Source organism: Gemella haemolysans, assembly GCF_012273215.1.
GTDB classification, from domain to species: domain Bacteria; phylum Bacillota; class Bacilli; order Staphylococcales; family Gemellaceae; genus Gemella; species Gemella haemolysans_A.
This window is the reverse complement of the sequence record NZ_CP050965.1, coordinates 1,626,216-1,642,921: the sequence shown is the minus strand read 5'-3', so window position 1 is coordinate 1,642,921 and position 16,706 is coordinate 1,626,216. Positions and strand designations below refer to the sequence as shown.

The window sequence follows — 16,706 nt, the reverse complement described above, 5'->3', positions numbered from 1 at the left end:
ATAGAATAAAATTAATAGGGTGATTCATGAAAACTACTAAGAAAGATTTATCAGTCACCTTTAAATATTGTGATGTTTAGATTAAGTGATATTATTACTTTGAATTATTGAATTTTATGTCACAATGGTAAGTGCTGAAGAATTGAAAAATATTGGGAATGACCCAAAAGACTAGATTTTTAAAAAAAGTTTACATGAAAACTCATAGACGCAGTGGTTTATTGATATCTAAAATCGCTTTATAAAAGCTTTTTAGATATCTAATAAACTGTGCGGGGGTGACTCTAAAAAAATCGATTTTGATATATACCCCTTTTACTGGACAAACCAGTGAAAGGGGTATTTTTATGCGTTATAGTTTTGAATTTAAAGTAAAATGTGTTGAGATGTATGAAAGAGGGGAATATCCAGAAACACCGAACGGAATAACCACTAGAAAATTTAAAGATACTATTAGAAAATGGAAAAGAATGGTTGATTCGTTAGGAGTAAGTGTCTTGCGACATAAAACAAAAAATAAGAAGTGGAATCCAGAAGAAAAACTAGTATTAGTTTCTAAAATTTTAGCTGGTTATTCATATAATTCCGTTGCACTAGACAATGGAATTAACTATAGGACACTGTATAAATGGGTTCAAAAATATAAGGAAAAAGGTTATAATGGACTTGTAGATGAAAAGAAAGAAAGACCAAGAAAGGTACCTATCATGAAAGAAAACAGTAGTCCTAAACCATTAAAAGAATCAGAAAGAGAAGAATTAATTAGATTACGTGCAGAAAATAAATTTATAAAAACGGAAATCGAAAATATTAAAGCGGAAAAAGAAATAATAAAAAAATTAATAGCCTTGAGGCGAGAAAAATGGGCTGCGCAACTCAAGGCGAAAAAGCAGCAATCATCAAAGAACTTAGAAAAAAAGGATATCAATTAAAATGTCTTTTACAAGAAATAGGAATGGCAAAATCAACGTATTATTATTTAGTAAATAAGGAAGAAGTAGATGTTGAGGCTATTCGTAATGAACCAGTGTTAAAAGAAATTAAAATTATTTTTACCGAAAATAAAGGACTATATGGTGTCCGTAGAGTTCACAATGAACTAATTAATAGAGGTTTTAAAGTAAATCATAAACGAGTACAAAGTCTTATGCATAAAGAAGGATTGAAAGGGAAAACTCCTAAAGAAAGATACCATTCATATAAGGGAACAGTAGGAAAAGTCGCTAATAATATAATAAATCGAGATTTTAGTACGACTGCTCCTTTACAGAAATGGACTACAGATGTATCACAATTCAATTTTTCATGGGGAAAGTGCTATTTTTCAGCGATTCTAGATATGCATACAAATGAAATAATATCATATGATTTATCTTTACATCCAAATTTAGATCAGATAAAAAGGATGTTAGAACAAGCATTTAATAAATTTCCAAATACAGAAGGATTAATTATGCATTCTGATCAAGGGTGGCAGTATCAACATTCACACTATAGAAGTGAGTTAAAAAAACATGGAATCATTCAATCGATGTCTAGAAAGGGAAATTGTTATGATAATAGTATCATGGAATCACTTTTTGGAAGAATGAAGACGGAGATATATTATGGTTATGAAAAGGTTTATATGTCATTTGAAGAGTTTAGTAAAGCTGTATCTGAATATATAAATTATTACAACAACAAGAGAATTCAATCAAAAACAAAATGGATGCCTCCTGTACAATACAGGATAACATCCACTTGTCTAAACTAAATATATATGTGTCCAGAATTCTGGGTACACATCATTTCTACGAAATCACGATTTTTGAGTCACTCCCATATAAATTTTAATTCAAATGATATTTTTAAGATTTTAAAAAGGAGAACATAGTGGATATTTTTATATTATTATTAATTTCATTATTTGTTTATCTTATACCGAAAACAGATGTTGATTATTTAAGTAATAAATCAACGAAATCCCTAAAAGGTCTTTTAGCTTTATTTATAATTTTTCATCATCTCTCTCAAAAAATTACTACTGGTGAAAATTTTTCGAATTTTGAATATATGGGAAGATATATTGTTGCTTTGTTTTTCTTTCTATCTGGTTATGGACTGTATTTTCAGTATAGTAACAATGTAAATTATAAGGAAAACTTTTTAAGAAAAAGATTGGCTAGAATATTTATACCGTTTACTGTTTTTATAGTTATTTATGTATTTTATAGAGCGACATTAGGAGAAGTTGTTAATGTAGATTTTTTTCTTATCTTTTTGGAAAGACCACAGCAATATAATTTATAATGGTTGGTTTGTCAATAGTATAATAGTTCTATATGTTATTTTCTATGTTTCTTTTAAAATGAAAGATTCAAAAAGTTCGTTTTATATGCCAACAGTTTTGACATTACTTTATATTTTTTGGAAAGCGTATCAGAATCATGGGGATTGGGAATATGTTAGTATATGGCGTTCTTATTAGGTGTATTTTGGATGAAAAATAGGGTTTCTATAGATAAATTTATTGAGAAAAATTAATTTGTTTTTCTAGTTACATTTAGTATACTGATGTACGCATTTCATCATTATGAAGCTATTATGAAAAATATTGGAATTACAAATAAGTATGTTTATTACGGAATAGTTGGGAATCTGTGTACAATGGTTTTCGTAGTGTATTTTTTATTGTTAACAAATAAATTTAACTTTTCGAATAAATATCTGGATTTTTTAGGAAATATATCATTTGAAATATATATGTTACATGGTTTAGTTATGCATTATCTTGGTAAGTTTTTTATTTCATCGCCAGTTAATGATGTAATCTATACGGTTGTTGTATTATTAGTTAGCATTATTTTTGCGTATCTTATAAAACAATTAATAATTGTTATTGAAAAGAAGCTTATAAAAGCTGTTTAATATATTTTAGAAATTGAGTTTAGGATAGAATGTTTATTTTATCCTAATTTTATTATATTGAAAAAATATAGTAAAAAGACTATGAGTTATCATATTTTATGTTATAATGATAAGTAATATTGTAATGTTGAAAAGAGGTTTTACATTGAAACAATTAATAAAAAGTAAGATAAAAAAATTACTTACTGAATCAGAAGAAATAGTAAAAGTAGAGCAACTAGGAGGTATGACTAATAGTAATTACCTAGTAGAAACAACAAATAATAAATATATAGTTAAATTCTTTGGTAAAGGGACGGATAAGTTAATCAACAGGATTGCGGAGAAAAATAATCTTGCAAATCTTGCGGATTTAGAACTAGATGTTAAAAATTATATTTTTGATATTGAATCTGGAATCAAAGTAAATGAATATATTGAAAATGCGACTACTTTTGATGCGCATTATTTAAAATCAAAAAAAGAGGATGTTGCTAATATTCTTAAAAAAGTGCACAGTTCTGGAAAAATTCTTGAAGGTGAATTTAAAATTTTTGATGAGATTAGAAAATATGAGGACTTGATAGAAGGTAATATTAATTATCCTTATTATGACAAGATAAGGGAGAAAATATTCTCTTTACAGAAACACCTAGAAGAAATTGGTGTGGACAAGAAATCATGTCATATTGATCTTGTTCCTGAGAATTTTATCGAAGATGAAAATGGTCGAGTGTATCTTATTGATTGGGAGTATTCTTCAATGAATGATCCAATGTGGGATTTAGCTGCGTTATTTTTAGAATCTAATTTCAGAAAGGCTGAAGAAGGTGAGTTTTTCAAATATTATTTTAGTGAAAATACTCCTGTTAGCGTAGCGAAGATTATGGTTTATAAAATACTTCAAGACTTCTTATGGAGTCTGTGGACGATTTATAAAGAAGAACAAGGTGCAGACTTTGGAACTTATGGAAAAGACAGATATTTAAGAGCATTAAAAAATTTGAAAGAGTATGTAGAAAGTTATGAAAAATAAAATAGGTGTATCAGCAGGTTTATTATCAGGGTTGTTTTGGGGATTAGGTCTTGCAATAAGTGCGTATATATTTTCATTGTATAATGTTTCGCCTTTTGCAGTCGCGGTAATCCATGATTTTATTAGTATTTTTGTCCTTTTGGCGATTATATTAGTTAAGTATAAACGAATCAATTTTAAAATTTTTACGAATATAAAAAGCATTAGTGTTATTATAGGTGCGCTTCTTGCCGGGCCTATTGGAATGCAGTGTAACTTATATGCGGTGAAGTATATAGGAAGTGGTCTTACTTCTTCGATAACAGCTATCTATCCAGCGGTGTCGGTAATACTAGCTGTGATATTTTTAAAAAATAAAGTTTCATCAAAAACTATTATTGGTATAGCACTAATTATTGTTGGTATTTTTATCCAAAGTTATAAGAGTGAACAGGTTGAATCATTCTACCTTGGATTCATGTTTGCGTTAATCTGTGCTATTGCATGGGGTAGTGAGAGTGTTCTAAGTTCATATGCGATGAAAAATAATTTAAATGAGCTTGAGACGTTATTAATTCGTCAGGTGACATCATTTTTAGCATATTTAGTAATAATTTTATTTAACGGATTAGGAATTGAAACTAGTCTTGATGTTAAGTTCGGAGGACTTATTGTTTTCTTCGTTGTGAGTAATATGGTATCTTATATTTTATATTACATGGCTATTAATAGATTAGAACCAGCGAAAGCAACTGGGCTAAATGTTAGTTATGTTGTTTGGACAATAATCTTTTCTATGATTTTTGTAGGATTAGCAGTAAATGTGCAATTAGTAGTAACATCACTTATTATAATATTAGGGGTGTATGTTATTGTGAGAGAGGAGTAACAAAATAGTGAGAGCAATTATATTAGCCGCAGGGTTAGGCACGCGTCTTAGACCTATGACGGATAATACTCCAAAGGCTTTGATAAAAGTTAAAGATAAGCCTCTTGTGGAGTATCAAATAGAATTTTTAAAAGAAAAAGGAATAGATGACATAATCGTAGTTGTCGGTTATCTACATGAGCAATTCGATTATTTAAAAGAGAAGTACAATGTTAATCTTGTATTCAATGAAAAATATTCTGAGTACAATAATTTTTATTCGCTATATTTAGTAAAAGAGTACTTGGCAGATAGTTATGTAATCGATGCGGATAACTATTTGTTTAAAAATATGTTTAGAGCGGATATCGATCGTTCAACATATTTCAGCGTGTATCGTGAAGATTGTGAAAACGAGTGGTTCTTAATCTATGGAGATGATTATAAAGTTCAAGATATTATCGTAGATAGCAAAGCTGGAAGAATCTTAAGTGGAGTATCTTTCTGGGATGAGAAAACTGCAGAGAAGATTGTAAGTTTTATTGATAAAGCTTATGAGAGTAATGAATTTATGAACTTATACTGGGATAACATGGTTAAAGATAATATCGAAAAATTAGATGTTTATGTAGAAGAATTAGAACCTAATAGTATCTATGAAATTGATAGTGTTAAAGACTATAAAAAATTAGAAGAAATACTAAAAGAAGAATGTGAGAAATAATCTCCATTCTTTTTTATTATGGAGATTAAGTAATAATATTTCTTGCTATTTTGTAATATATATGTAATAAAAAATAACCGATTTGTAACCTTAAATATACTGGGAATATGGTATAATTATTAGTGCATAAATATGAGTACAGAGGAATATTAAGAATGAGAAGAAATAAACTTAAATTAGGATTAGGAGTGTTAACAGTACTAGCTACACCGATCGCAGTTAATACAGTAGCAAGTAATGACGCTCAAGCAGCACAAGGCTGGGTAAGAAGTGGTAATGCCTGGTATCTTTATAATCAAAATGGAACATTAGTAAGAAACGCATGGGCAGGAAACTACTGGCTAGGAGCCGACGGAAGAATGGCGACAAACGCTTGGGTAGACGGAGGTCGTTACTATGTAGGAAGTAACGGAGTGTGGGTAAAAGGAGCTCAACACCAAACAACAGCGAGTGAAACTAAACAAGGTTGGACAAAAGTTGGTAATGCTTGGTACTTCTATAACCATGGGAAGGTCGTAGCGAATGCTTGGATAGGAAACTACTGGCTAGGAGCCGATGGAAGAATGGCGACAAATGCTTGGGTAGATGGAGGTCGTTACTATGTAGGAACTGACGGAGCATGGGTGAAAGGAGCTCAACATACTACAACAGTGAAAAGTGGTTGGGTGAAAGAAGGCTATACATGGTACTACTATAAAAATGGATCAGTAGTGAGAAATGCATGGGCAGGAAACTACTGGCTAGGAGCCGATGGAAGAATGGCAACAAATAGCTGGGTAGACAATAATCGTTACTATGTAGGAAATGATGGAGCATGGATTAAATACTATTCAAACAAGTCAGGATGGCAAAAAGAGAGTGGTTCTTGGTATTACTATAAAAATGGATCAGTAGTGAGAAATGCATGGGCAGGAAACTACTGGCTAGGAGCCGATGGAAGAATGGCAACAAACAGCTGGGTAGATAACAATCGTTACTATGTAGGAACTGATGGAGTATGGATTAAAAACTATTCAAACAAGTCAGGATGGCAAAAAGAGAGTGGTTCTTGGTACTACTATAAAAATGGATCAGTAGTGAGAAATGCATGGGCAGGAAACTACTGGTTAGGAGCCGATGGAAGAATGGCAACAAATAGTTGGGTGGATAACAATCGCTATTATGTAGGAAACAATGGAGCATGGGTAAAAGGAGAAGACAGAACAGCTTCTAAATCTGAGAATGCGACTAACACTTCTTATTCTGGATACTACAAAGTAACTTCACTATATATTCCTGTATATGATGCTAATGGTAGAATCTTATCTCACGTTTCAAAAGATACAATCTTATTTAGAGATAACAGAGCTACTGCGAATGGAAGAATCCCTGTACAAGTAGCTGGAATTACAGGTTATGTAAATTCAGGACAAGTTGCAGCTGTTAACTCTAGTACAACATTCATCCCTGACTATGTAAGTGATGGTAAATATGTATATCACAGATATTCAGCGTACAACAGGGTAATGGTAGCTTACCACAATCCAAATATGCAAGTAGGAAAATCTTATTATTCTGCTGATGGAATTAACTTTGGATCATTTAAATTAGATCATCCTTTCCAATTTTCTAATTTAAAATCAAGATCTAACTATACTGCTGCTGATATCAACAGATTGTATAGTTTGATGGGAGCTAATGATAGTAAGCTTGCTGGAAAAGGTGCTACATTTAAGGCTGCTGAACAAAGATATGGAGTTAATGCACTTTATTTAGTTGCTCATAGTGCCCTTGAGAGTGCATGGGGAAGAAGTAAAATAGCTAAAGATAAAAATAATTTCTTTGGAATTGCTGCTTACGATAGCACACCTTATACTTCTGCGACAAAATTTGATGATGTAGATAGCGGTATTCTAGGTGCAGCACGTTGGATTGACCGTAACTACTTAAGTAACACAGGATATCCAGCAAATGGTGCATACTTAGGAAATAAAGCACGAGGAATGAATGTTAACTATGCAACAGCTCCGTATTGGGGAGAATCTATTGCAAGTATAATGTTCAGTGCTAATGAAAAATTAGGAAGAAAAGATAGATAAAAAAAGGATGTGGCTAGGTTATTTTAATCTAGCTTCCTTTTTGGTAAGGAGAAAATTATGTTAGTTTCGGTTGTAATCGGACTTTTAAATGAAGAAAAATTTTTACCAAGATTAATTGAAGATTTTAAAAATCAAACATATAATCATGAGAATATCGAACTTATCTTTATTGATGGAATGTCGAAGGATAATAGCTGGGCTATTTTACAAGAATTTAAAGAGAGTAATCATGATTTCTTTAATGTAGTTTTACTGAAAAATCCTAAGGTTATTTTGTCAGCGGGTATGAATGTTGGGATTCGAGCTGCGAGGGGAGAATGTATACTTAAGGTAGATTGTCACTCACATATAACGGAGAATTTTATAGAAAATAATGTTAAAGTTATAGAAAGTGGAGAAGATGTTTGTGGTGGACCACGACCTAATATTATAGAAAATGAGGATGCTTTAAGTAAAACGCTGTTGCTAGTTGAAGAAAATATGTTTGGTAGTGGTATAGCTAATTATCGAAAAGAAACTTCTAAAAAATATGTAAGTTCTGTATTCCAAGGAATGTATCGAAAAGAAATTTTTGATAAGATAGGTTTATTAGACGAACAAGTTGGACGTGTAGAAGATAATGAATTGCATTACAGAATTAGAAAAAATGGTTATAAAATTCGATATAGTAATGATATATTATCATATCAATACACTAGACCTACTGTAAAAAGAATGTTAAAACAAAAGTATTCTAATGGGTATTGGATTGGTAAAGTGAGTCATGTATACCCTAAGGCTTTCTCAATTTTCCACTTTGTACCTTTAGTCTTTGTTTTAGGTATAATCTTTAGTTTGTTGATGTTACCATTAACGAAGATATTCGCAATACTTCTTGGAGTTTCCTATGGATTATTTACAGTTCTTGTTACAATTATGACTATAATTAATAACAAGTTTAATGCAACTTTATTATTAATTCCGTTTTTACTATTCTTAGTTCATTTTAGCTATGGATGGGGAACTTTAGTAGGGCTAGTAAAAGGATTTAGTTGGAAGAAAGATTATCATAGTAAGAGTCAATAGAGGAGTTTTATAGGAAGTTGATGTCTAAATAATATGGAATAAAATATATAGGAGTGCTTCGAGCTGATTAAGTTCAAAAAATTATCAGTTTTGAGGTACTCCTATTTGTTTTTGTTAGTTAAAAATAGTATAATTGTAAATAAATTTAGACGAAATGTAGGAGGTGACAGGTTTATGAAGAGAAGAATAAGTATGATTCTTGTAGGTAGTTTATTGTTGACTAGTTTTAGTGATGTTAAAGCAGATTTACTAAAAGAACAAAGGGACAAAGTGGAGTCTTTTACTTCAGAAGATAGCATAATGAATGATGCTACAGGTAAAGAATCTGTGAAACCTGTGAAACTTCCTCAATATTATCAAGCGGATGCTAGGTGGGGATCTAAGAGATATGGTATATCTAATATGAAAATATCAGGATGTGTTCCTACATCTTTATCTATGGTGTTATCAGTATTGAAAGAAGAGGTTACACCTGTGCAGGTTGCTGATTATATTTATAATACGTCTACAGAAATGAATACTATGTTTGTAGGAACTTCTAGTGATGGAGCAGCTGCAGCAATTGAGCACTGGGGATGTAATTATCGTGTGATTAATTCTAAAGATGATTTAAAAGCAGCGTTAAAAAATGGAAATATTGTGTTTGGTTCTGTTGGTCATGGTATTTTTGTAAAAGGATATTCTACGCATGCAATTATTCTAAGTGGGTATCAAAATGGTAAGACTCATGCGGTAGATCCAGATAATCCAGAAAAAACTAATAAGTGGTACAATATTGATGATATTTGGAGTCAGCGTAGTATGGCACCAGAAGACAATTCTGTAGGTGGACCATTTATGGTGATATCTAAATAAAAGAAATGAGTGTCTAAGTATTAATTAGACACTCATTTTATATTAATTCATTTATTAAATTATATTATTCAGCAAAACCGTTTGGATGTTTACTTTGCCATCTCCAAGAGTCCTCACACATACGTTTTACATCGTACTGAGCTTCCCATCCAAGTTCTTCTTTTGCTTTTGTAGCATCAGCGTAACATGCTGCGATATCACCAGCACGACGTGGTGCGATAACGTAAGGTAAGTCGCGTCCAACAGCTGCTGAAGCACTCTTAATGATATCTAGTACAGAATATCCGATTCCTGTTCCTAGGTTATATTTAGATAGTCCGTTACCTTTCTCTAATTTTTTAAGGGCTGCCACGTGACCACGAGCTAGGTCTACTACGTGGATATAGTCACGTACTCCAGTACCATCATGTGTATCGAAGTCGTTACCGAAGACATTAACTTTTTCTAATTTTCCTACAGCTACTTGCATAACGTATGGAAGTAGGTTGTTTGGAATTCCTGTTGGATCTTCTCCAATATCCCCACATTCATGTGCCCCGATAGGATTGAAGTAACGAAGTAGTACTACGTTCCATTCGTTATCGGCTGCGTAAACATCTCCTAAGATTTCTTCTAAGATTAGTTTAGTACGTCCATATGGATTAGTTACAGATAATGGGAAATCTTCTTTAATTGGTAATGCATGAGGATCTCCGTATACTGTAGCTGATGAACTGAAGATTATATTCTTACAGTTATGTTTTTCCATAACACGACATAAAGTTGTAGTTCCAGCAACATTGTTATCATAGTATTTTAAAGGTAGTTGGCAAGATTCACCAACTGCTTTTAATCCAGCGAAGTGAATAACTCCGTAGATATTTCCTTCTTTTTCAAATACTTCATCTAATTTAGCTTCATCACGAATATCAACTTCATAGAAAGTTACTTTTTTACCAGTTACTCTTTCTACAACTTCTAAGCTTTTTTTATTTGCGTTATATAAGTTATCAACGACAACTACTTCATTTCCATTGTTTAATAATTCTATACAAGTGTGTGATCCGATAAATCCTGCTCCACCTGTAACAAGTATTTTTTTAGTCATAGTATAATTCTCTCGCAAAGCGAGTCCTTCCTATAATTTTATATATTAATTTTATAAAAAGTAAGAGTAAGTGTCAATAAAAATGAGAGTAATATTAAGAATCTGTTACATTTATTATATTTCTTTGAAAAATAGTTGAAAATATAATACAATATATGGAATATATTTATTTTTAGAGTAGGAGTTAAAGGAATATTTTATGAGAAAAAATAAGGTTAAATTAGGATTAAGTTTATTAACAGTATTAGCTACACCAATTGCGGTTAATGCTGTAGCTAGTAGTGACGCTCAAGCTGCACAAGGTTGGGTGAAAACTGGAAATGCATGGTATTTTTATAATCAAAAAGGAACACTTGTAAGAAATGCATGGGCAGGAAGTTACTGGCTAGGAGCTGATGGAAAAATGGCGACAAATGCGTGGGTAGATAATGGTCGTTACTACGTAGGAGCAAACGGAGCGTGGGTAAAAGGAGCTCAAAATCAAGCTACAGTAACTCAAAACCAAGTGACATCGAACGCAACAAAACAAGGTTGGGTACAATCAGGAAATGCTTGGTATTACTACAATAACGGAAGTCTAGTAGTAAATAAATGGGTAGGAAACTACTGGCTAGGAGCTGATGGAAGAATGGCAACAAACAGCTGGGTAGATAACAATCGTTACTATGTAGGGACTGACGGAGCATGGGTAAAAGATGCTAAGCGCCCAGAAGAGAAGAAACAAGGTTGGGTAAAAGAAGCGAACACATGGTTCTACTACAACATAGATGGAACATTAGCGAGAAACAAATGGGCAGGAAACTACTGGCTAGGAGCCGATGGAAGAATGGCAACAAACAGTTGGGTAGATAATAATCGTTACTATGTAGGAAATGATGGAGCATGGGTAAAAGATGCTAAACGCCAAGAAGAGAAGAAAACAGGTTGGGTAAAAGAAGCAAACACATGGTACTACTACAATACTGATGGAACATTAGCACGAAATAAATGGGCAGGAAACTACTGGCTAGGAGTTGATGGAAAAATGGCAACAAACAGCTGGGTAGATAATGGTCGTTATTATGTTGGATCAAATGGAGCATGGGTAAAAGATGCATCAAGAGATAAAAACACTAAACGTGCTATTTTCTTAGATCCTGGGCATGGTGGAAGTGATTCAGGTGCAGTCGCTAATGGTGTAAGAGAAAAAGATTTAACCCTTAGTGTATATAATAAAGTGAGTAGCCGTCTTGCCTCTTTAGGTTATTCAGTATTAACAAGTAGAAATACTGATAAAGATGTAGGTTTAGTAAGTCGTGCTGATCAAGCTAATAAATCTAATGCGGACATGTTTTTAAGTATTCATTTTAATGCTGGAGGTAGAGGAGCTTCTTATGGTATAGAAACATATTATTATAAGGATCGTCCAGAGTATACTCCTGCTATAAATAAGGATAAACATAATGATCCGGAAAGATTAGAAAAGAGTAGAAAATTAGCGCAAAAAATACAACAAAGTCTAGTAAGTAAAACAGGAGCATACGATAGAGGTGTAAAAAGAGAAACATTTGCTGTCCTTCGTGAAACATCTATTCCTTCTATCTTAGTTGAATTAGGATTTATTGACAATCAAGAGGAAGTAAGCAAAATCAAAACTAATGAATATCAAGAAAAACTAGCTGATGGAATTGTAGATGGAATCGTAGAATACTACAAGTAAAGGTAGAATAAGAAGTGCATATGCTACGCATGCTATTGTCTTATCAGGATATGATAATGGGAAAGTAAAAGCTATGGATCCATATAATACGAATGCAACTGGAAAATGGTATGATATAAATGAGATTTGGAACCAAAGAAGCGATGCTGCTAGTGATACAATGCTAGGTGGTTTGTTTACTGCTATAGGAAAATAACATTGTTAAAATTGACTTTTTGAAATTATATTTGATTTCAGAAAGTCTTTATTTCTTATAAAATGTTAAGATTTTACTTGAGTAACTTATTAATTTATTGTAAAATTAGTAATGAAATTTTTAAAATAAATAGCTAAGGAAGAGTGTATTATGACGAAAAATAAAATGAAATTAGGATTAAGTTTATTGACTGTATTAGCTACACCAATTGCTGTCAATGCAGTAGTTAGCAATGACGCTCAAGCTGCACAAGGTTGGGTGAAAACTGGAAATGCATGGTATTTCTATAACCAAAAAGGAGCACTGGTAAGAAATTCATGGGCAGGAAGTTACTGGCTAGGTGCTGATGGAAAAATGGCGACAAATGCGTGGGTAGACAATGGTCGTTACTACGTAGGAGCAAACGGAGCGTGGGTAAAAGGATCTCAAAATCAAGCTACAGCAACTCAAAACCAAGTGACATCGAAAGCAACAAAACAAGGATGGGTGCAGTCAGGAAATGCTTGGTATTACTACAATAACCGAAGTCTAGTAGTAAATAAATGGGTAGGAAACTACTGGCTAGGAGCCGATGGAAGAATGGTGACAAATGCTTGGGTAGATAATGGTCGTTACTACGTAGGAGCAAATGGAGCATGGGTAAAAGATGCTAAGCGCCCAGAAGAGAAGAAACAAGGTTGGGTAAAAGAAGCGAACACATGGTACTACTACAACACAGATGGAACATTAGCGAGAAACAAATGGGCAGGAAACTACTGGCTAGGAGCCGATGGAAGAATGGCAACAAACAGATGGGTAGATAACAATCGTTACTATGTAGGAAATGATGGAGCATGGGTAAAAGATGCTAAACGCCAAGAAGAGAAGAAAACAGGTTGGGTAAAAGAATCCAACGTATGGTACTACTACAACACAGATGGAACACTAGCACGAAATAAATGGGCAGGAAACTACTGGCTAGGAGCTGATGGAAAAATGGCGACAAACAGCTGGGTAGATAATGGTCGTTATTATGTAGGAAGTAATGGAGCATGGATTCCTAATTATTCTAAAGGTGACAATAAAACTACGGCAGCTTTAAATATGCCGCAATACTATCAAGGAGACTACCGTTGGCGTAATAAAAGATTTGGTATTGGAACGATGGCACAAAGTGGATGTGCACCTACATCATTAGCAATGGTATTTAGTGGATTAGGGCAAAAAGTACTACCAACTTCAGTTGCTGAAACGATTTATAATCACACAAATGAAATGAACGTTAGAGAGTTAGGAACATCAGGTAAAGGGGTAGTATATGCTATCAATGCTTATGGATATAGTTATTCAGTTATTACTAGTAAAGAACAACTTATAGCTGCACTTCAAAGTGGAAAACCTGTATTCGCTGCTGTAGGAAATGGAATTTTTGCAAGAGGTGGATTGACTCATGCTATTGTTTTAAGTGGATATAGTAATGGTAAAACAAAAGCGATGGATCCAGATAATGTTAACACTACTGGAAGATGGTATGATGTTAATACTATTTGGAATCAAAGAAGTACAGACCCATATGATACTAGCATTGGTGGAGCATTTGTACAGATTGGTTAGTAAGGTGTAAATAATTATAAAAAGGGTATCTCAAAAATTTTGATTTGTAAAAATCATTTTCTATGAGGTATCCTTATTTTTATGTATTAAATAATACCAATAATTTCATATTAAATTCTTTCAGTTGTTGCTAAAAGTCTTTAAAATTGGTATACTATAACTTAGAGAACTTGAAAGCGAAGGAGTGTGCTTAAATTATGGTATATAACCACCGAGTTATAGAAAAAAAATGGCAAAAATATTGGGATGAAAATAAAACATTCAAAACATTAGATGATCATACAAAAGAGAAATTTTATGCATTAGATATGTTCCCTTATCCATCAGGAGCTGGACTTCACGTAGGTCACCCAGAAGGATATACGGCTACTGATATCTTAAGTAGATATAAAAGAGCTAATGGATACAATGTACTACATCCAATGGGATGGGATGCATTCGGATTACCAGCTGAGCAATATGCATTAGATACTGGTAATGACCCAAGAGACTTTACAAAAACTAATATCGACACGTTCCGTCGCCAAATAAAAGAATTAGGATTTTCTTATGATTGGGATCGTGAAGTAAATACAACAGATCCTAAGTATTACAAATGGACTCAATGGATCTTCAAAAAACTTTATGAAAAAGGACTTGCTTATGTTGATGAAGTACCTGTAAACTGGTGTCCAGCATTAGGAACAGTTCTTTCTAATGAAGAGGTTATTGATGGTAAATCTGAGCGTGGAGGACACCCTGTAGAGCGTCGTCCTATGCGTCAGTGGGTACTTAAAATTACTGATTACGCTGAAAAACTTCTTGCTGATTTAGATATTCTTGATTGGCCAGAAAGTCTTAAAGCTATGCAACGTAATTGGATTGGTAAATCTGTTGGTGCTGAGATTGATTTCAAAATTGAAGGAACTGACAAAGCATTCACAGTATTCACTACACGTGCTGATACTGTATTCGGTGTATCTTACTGTGTACTTGCACCTGAACACAAACTTGTTGAAGAAATCGTTACAGAAGGACAAAGAGCTGCTGTTGAGGAGTACCTTGATATCGTTAAACGTAAGTCTGACCTTGAAAGAACAGACCTTAACAAAGATAAAACAGGAGTATTCACAGGAGCTTATGCGATTAACCCTGTAAATGGTGAAAAAGTAGAACTTTGGATTGCGGACTACGTCCTAGCAAGCTACGGAACTGGAGCTGTTATGGCTGTTCCTGCGCATGATGAGCGTGATTATGAGTTTGCGACTAAGTTCAACCTACCGATCAAAGCTGTTATCGAAGATAATGGAGAAGTTGTTGTACCATTCTACGGTGATGGTAAACACATCAACTCTGATTTTATCAATGGATTAAATAACGAAGAAGCTATCGCAAAAGTTATTGAATTCTTAGAAGGAAATAAAGTTGGACGTAGTAAAGTTACCTACAAACTACGTGACTGGTTATTCTCAAGACAACGTTACTGGGGAGAACCAATTCCAATCATCCACTGGGAAGATGGTACTATGACTACTGTACCTGATAGTGAACTTCCATTATTACTTCCAGAAACTGACAACATTAAACCATCAGGAACTGGGGAATCTCCACTTGCGAATATCGAAGAGTGGTTAAATGTAGTAGATCCTGAAACTGGTAAAAAAGGTAAACGTGAAACTAACACAATGCCTCAATGGGCTGGTTCTTGTTGGTACTACTTACGTTACATTGATCCACACAATGATGAAATGTTTGCTGATCCAGAGAAATTAAAATACTGGTTACCTGTAGATGTTTATATCGGCGGAGCAGAGCATGCGGTACTTCACTTACTATATGCTCGTTTCTGGCACAAAGTACTTTACGATCTAGGTTTAGTACCAAGTCGTGAGCCATTCCAAAAACTATTTAACCAAGGTATGATTCTTGCTGAAGGTAAAGATGGTCGTCCAGAAAAAATGTCTAAATCTAAAGGTAATGTAGTTAACCCTGATGATATTATCGTATCTCACGGTGCTGATACATTACGTGTGTATGAAATGTTCATGGGGCCATTAGATGCTTCGATCGCATGGAGTGAAAATGGTCTAGATGGATCTCGTCGTTTCCTAGATAGAGTATACCGTCTATTCGTAGATGAAGAAACTGGTAAAGTAAATGACAAAGTTCAAGATAAAGATAATGCAGAATTAGAAGTAAGCTATAACTACACTGTTAAGAAAGTATCTGAAGATATCGAAATTCTAGGATTTAATACAGCTATTTCTCAACTTATGGTATTTGTAAATGACTGTTACAAAGCTGAATATATTCCTCGTAAATATGCGTTAGGATTTATCCAACTTCTTGCTCCATTTGCACCTCACCTTGCTGAAGAAATGTGGGAAGTTTATGGTAACACTGAATCAATCTCATACGTACCATGGCCAACATTTGATGAAAGTAAACTTGTAAGTGATACTGTAGAAATCGTAGTTCAACTTATGGGTAAAGTTAAGGCAAAATTAGACGTTAAGAAAGATTTAACACCAGCTGAATTAGAGCAAATCGTTCTAGCTAATGAAGAAGTAAAAGAATTAATCGAAGGAAAACAAGTTATGAAAGTAATCGTTGTTCCTGGAAGATTAGTTAATATCGTAGCTAAATAAGGAGAGACAC

The 16,706-nt window shown here is 33.4% G+C and carries 14 protein-coding genes and 1 pseudogene; 14 read left to right on the top strand and 1 reads right to left on the bottom strand.

Features of this window, described 5'->3' with window-relative positions:
- Positions 1 to 347: 347 nt before the first annotated feature.
- The 10 genes and pseudogenes from FOC48_RS07895 to FOC48_RS07850 all read left to right on the top strand — a co-directional run bounded on the left by FOC48_RS07895 (position 348) and on the right by FOC48_RS07850 (position 9,494).
- A complete protein-coding gene (locus FOC48_RS07895; protein WP_172497837.1) occupies positions 348 to 932 on the top strand; it encodes a transposase in 585 nt (194 codons plus the stop codon).
- Positions 863 to 1,756, top strand: coding sequence for an IS3 family transposase (locus FOC48_RS07890; protein WP_081459805.1), 894 nt, complete (start codon positions 863 to 865; stop codon positions 1,754 to 1,756). Before FOC48_RS07895 ends, FOC48_RS07890 begins: the two co-directional genes overlap by 70 nt.
- A 119-nt stretch (positions 1,757 to 1,875) precedes the next feature.
- Positions 1,876 to 2,292: an acyltransferase family protein gene (locus FOC48_RS07885; RefSeq protein WP_003147755.1), complete on the top strand. Its 417-nt coding sequence runs from the start codon at positions 1,876 to 1,878 to the stop codon at positions 2,290 to 2,292.
- Positions 2,293 to 2,544: 252 nt separating this feature from the next.
- Positions 2,545 to 2,910 (top strand): annotated as a pseudogene (locus FOC48_RS07880) (acyltransferase family protein); the annotation flags it as partial.
- A 145-nt stretch (positions 2,911 to 3,055) separates the two neighbouring features.
- Entirely contained in the window at positions 3,056 to 3,925 is an 870-nt protein-coding gene (locus FOC48_RS07875; protein ID WP_003147757.1) for a phosphotransferase family protein, read from the top strand.
- Positions 3,915 to 4,793, top strand: a complete 879-nt coding sequence (locus FOC48_RS07870) for a DMT family transporter (RefSeq protein WP_003147758.1) — start codon at positions 3,915 to 3,917, stop codon at positions 4,791 to 4,793. The genes FOC48_RS07875 and FOC48_RS07870 overlap by 11 nt, the downstream gene beginning before the upstream one ends.
- Before the next feature lie 7 nt (positions 4,794 to 4,800).
- Complete coding sequence (locus FOC48_RS07865) at positions 4,801 to 5,496, top strand: sugar phosphate nucleotidyltransferase (protein ID WP_003147759.1); 696 nt, start codon at positions 4,801 to 4,803, stop codon at positions 5,494 to 5,496.
- 155 nt (positions 5,497 to 5,651) lie between these two features.
- Positions 5,652 to 7,574: a glucosaminidase domain-containing protein gene (locus FOC48_RS07860; RefSeq protein ID WP_003147760.1), complete on the top strand. Its 1,923-nt coding sequence runs from the start codon at positions 5,652 to 5,654 to the stop codon at positions 7,572 to 7,574.
- Between the two features lie 57 nt (positions 7,575 to 7,631).
- Positions 7,632 to 8,639 carry a glycosyltransferase family 2 protein gene (locus FOC48_RS07855; RefSeq protein WP_003147761.1) on the top strand — a complete coding sequence of 336 codons (1,008 nt, stop codon included), beginning with the start codon at positions 7,632 to 7,634 and terminating at the stop codon, positions 8,637 to 8,639.
- A 174-nt stretch (positions 8,640 to 8,813) separates the two neighbouring features.
- A complete protein-coding gene (locus tag FOC48_RS07850; protein WP_003147762.1) occupies positions 8,814 to 9,494 on the top strand; it encodes a C39 family peptidase in 681 nt (226 codons plus the stop codon).
- 64 nt (positions 9,495 to 9,558) lie between these two features.
- Here FOC48_RS07850 and galE read toward each other — a convergent pair whose 3' ends face one another.
- Positions 9,559 to 10,581 carry a UDP-glucose 4-epimerase GalE gene (gene galE, locus FOC48_RS07845; protein WP_035467183.1) on the bottom strand — a complete coding sequence of 341 codons (1,023 nt, stop codon included), beginning with the start codon at positions 10,579 to 10,581 and terminating at the stop codon, positions 9,559 to 9,561.
- 199 nt (positions 10,582 to 10,780) lie between these two features.
- Between galE and FOC48_RS07840 the strand changes: the two genes are divergently transcribed.
- From FOC48_RS07840 to leuS, 4 genes are all read left to right on the top strand, one after another.
- Positions 10,781 to 12,280: an N-acetylmuramoyl-L-alanine amidase gene (locus tag FOC48_RS07840; RefSeq protein ID WP_003147765.1), complete on the top strand. Its 1,500-nt coding sequence runs from the start codon at positions 10,781 to 10,783 to the stop codon at positions 12,278 to 12,280.
- Between the two features lie 73 nt (positions 12,281 to 12,353).
- On the top strand, positions 12,354 to 12,476 hold the full coding sequence (locus FOC48_RS10155; RefSeq protein ID WP_003147766.1) for a hypothetical protein: 123 nt from the start codon (positions 12,354 to 12,356) through the stop codon (positions 12,474 to 12,476).
- A 150-nt stretch (positions 12,477 to 12,626) separates the two neighbouring features.
- Positions 12,627 to 14,069, top strand: a complete 1,443-nt coding sequence (locus tag FOC48_RS07835; RefSeq protein ID WP_172497921.1) for a C39 family peptidase — start codon at positions 12,627 to 12,629, stop codon at positions 14,067 to 14,069.
- A gap of 197 nt (positions 14,070 to 14,266) precedes the next feature.
- Positions 14,267 to 16,696, top strand: a complete 2,430-nt coding sequence (gene leuS / locus FOC48_RS07830) for a leucine--tRNA ligase (RefSeq protein ID WP_003147768.1) — start codon at positions 14,267 to 14,269, stop codon at positions 16,694 to 16,696.
- Positions 16,697 to 16,706: the final 10 nt, after the last annotated feature.

Bases quoted from the DNA above. Each gene is read 5' to 3' on its own strand.
- FOC48_RS07895 (WP_172497837.1), top strand. From the start codon at position 348: ATGCGTTATAGTTTTGAATTTAAAGTAAAATGTGTTGAGATGTATGAA.
- FOC48_RS07890 (WP_081459805.1), top strand. From the start codon at position 863: ATGGGCTGCGCAACTCAAGGCGAAAAAGCAGCAATCATCAAAGAACTT.
- FOC48_RS07870 (WP_003147758.1), top strand. From the start codon at position 3,915: ATGAAAAATAAAATAGGTGTATCAGCAGGTTTATTATCAGGGTTGTTT.
- FOC48_RS07860 (WP_003147760.1), top strand. From the start codon at position 5,652: ATGAGAAGAAATAAACTTAAATTAGGATTAGGAGTGTTAACAGTACTA.
- FOC48_RS07855 (WP_003147761.1), top strand. From the start codon at position 7,632: ATGTTAGTTTCGGTTGTAATCGGACTTTTAAATGAAGAAAAATTTTTA.
- FOC48_RS07850 (WP_003147762.1), top strand. From the start codon at position 8,814: ATGAAGAGAAGAATAAGTATGATTCTTGTAGGTAGTTTATTGTTGACT.
- galE (WP_035467183.1), bottom strand. From the start codon at position 10,581: ATGACTAAAAAAATACTTGTTACAGGTGGAGCAGGATTTATCGGATCA.
- FOC48_RS07840 (WP_003147765.1), top strand. From the start codon at position 10,781: ATGAGAAAAAATAAGGTTAAATTAGGATTAAGTTTATTAACAGTATTA.
- FOC48_RS10155 (WP_003147766.1), top strand. From the start codon at position 12,354: ATGGATCCATATAATACGAATGCAACTGGAAAATGGTATGATATAAAT.
- FOC48_RS07835 (WP_172497921.1), top strand. From the start codon at position 12,627: ATGACGAAAAATAAAATGAAATTAGGATTAAGTTTATTGACTGTATTA.
- leuS (WP_003147768.1), top strand. From the start codon at position 14,267: ATGGTATATAACCACCGAGTTATAGAAAAAAAATGGCAAAAATATTGG.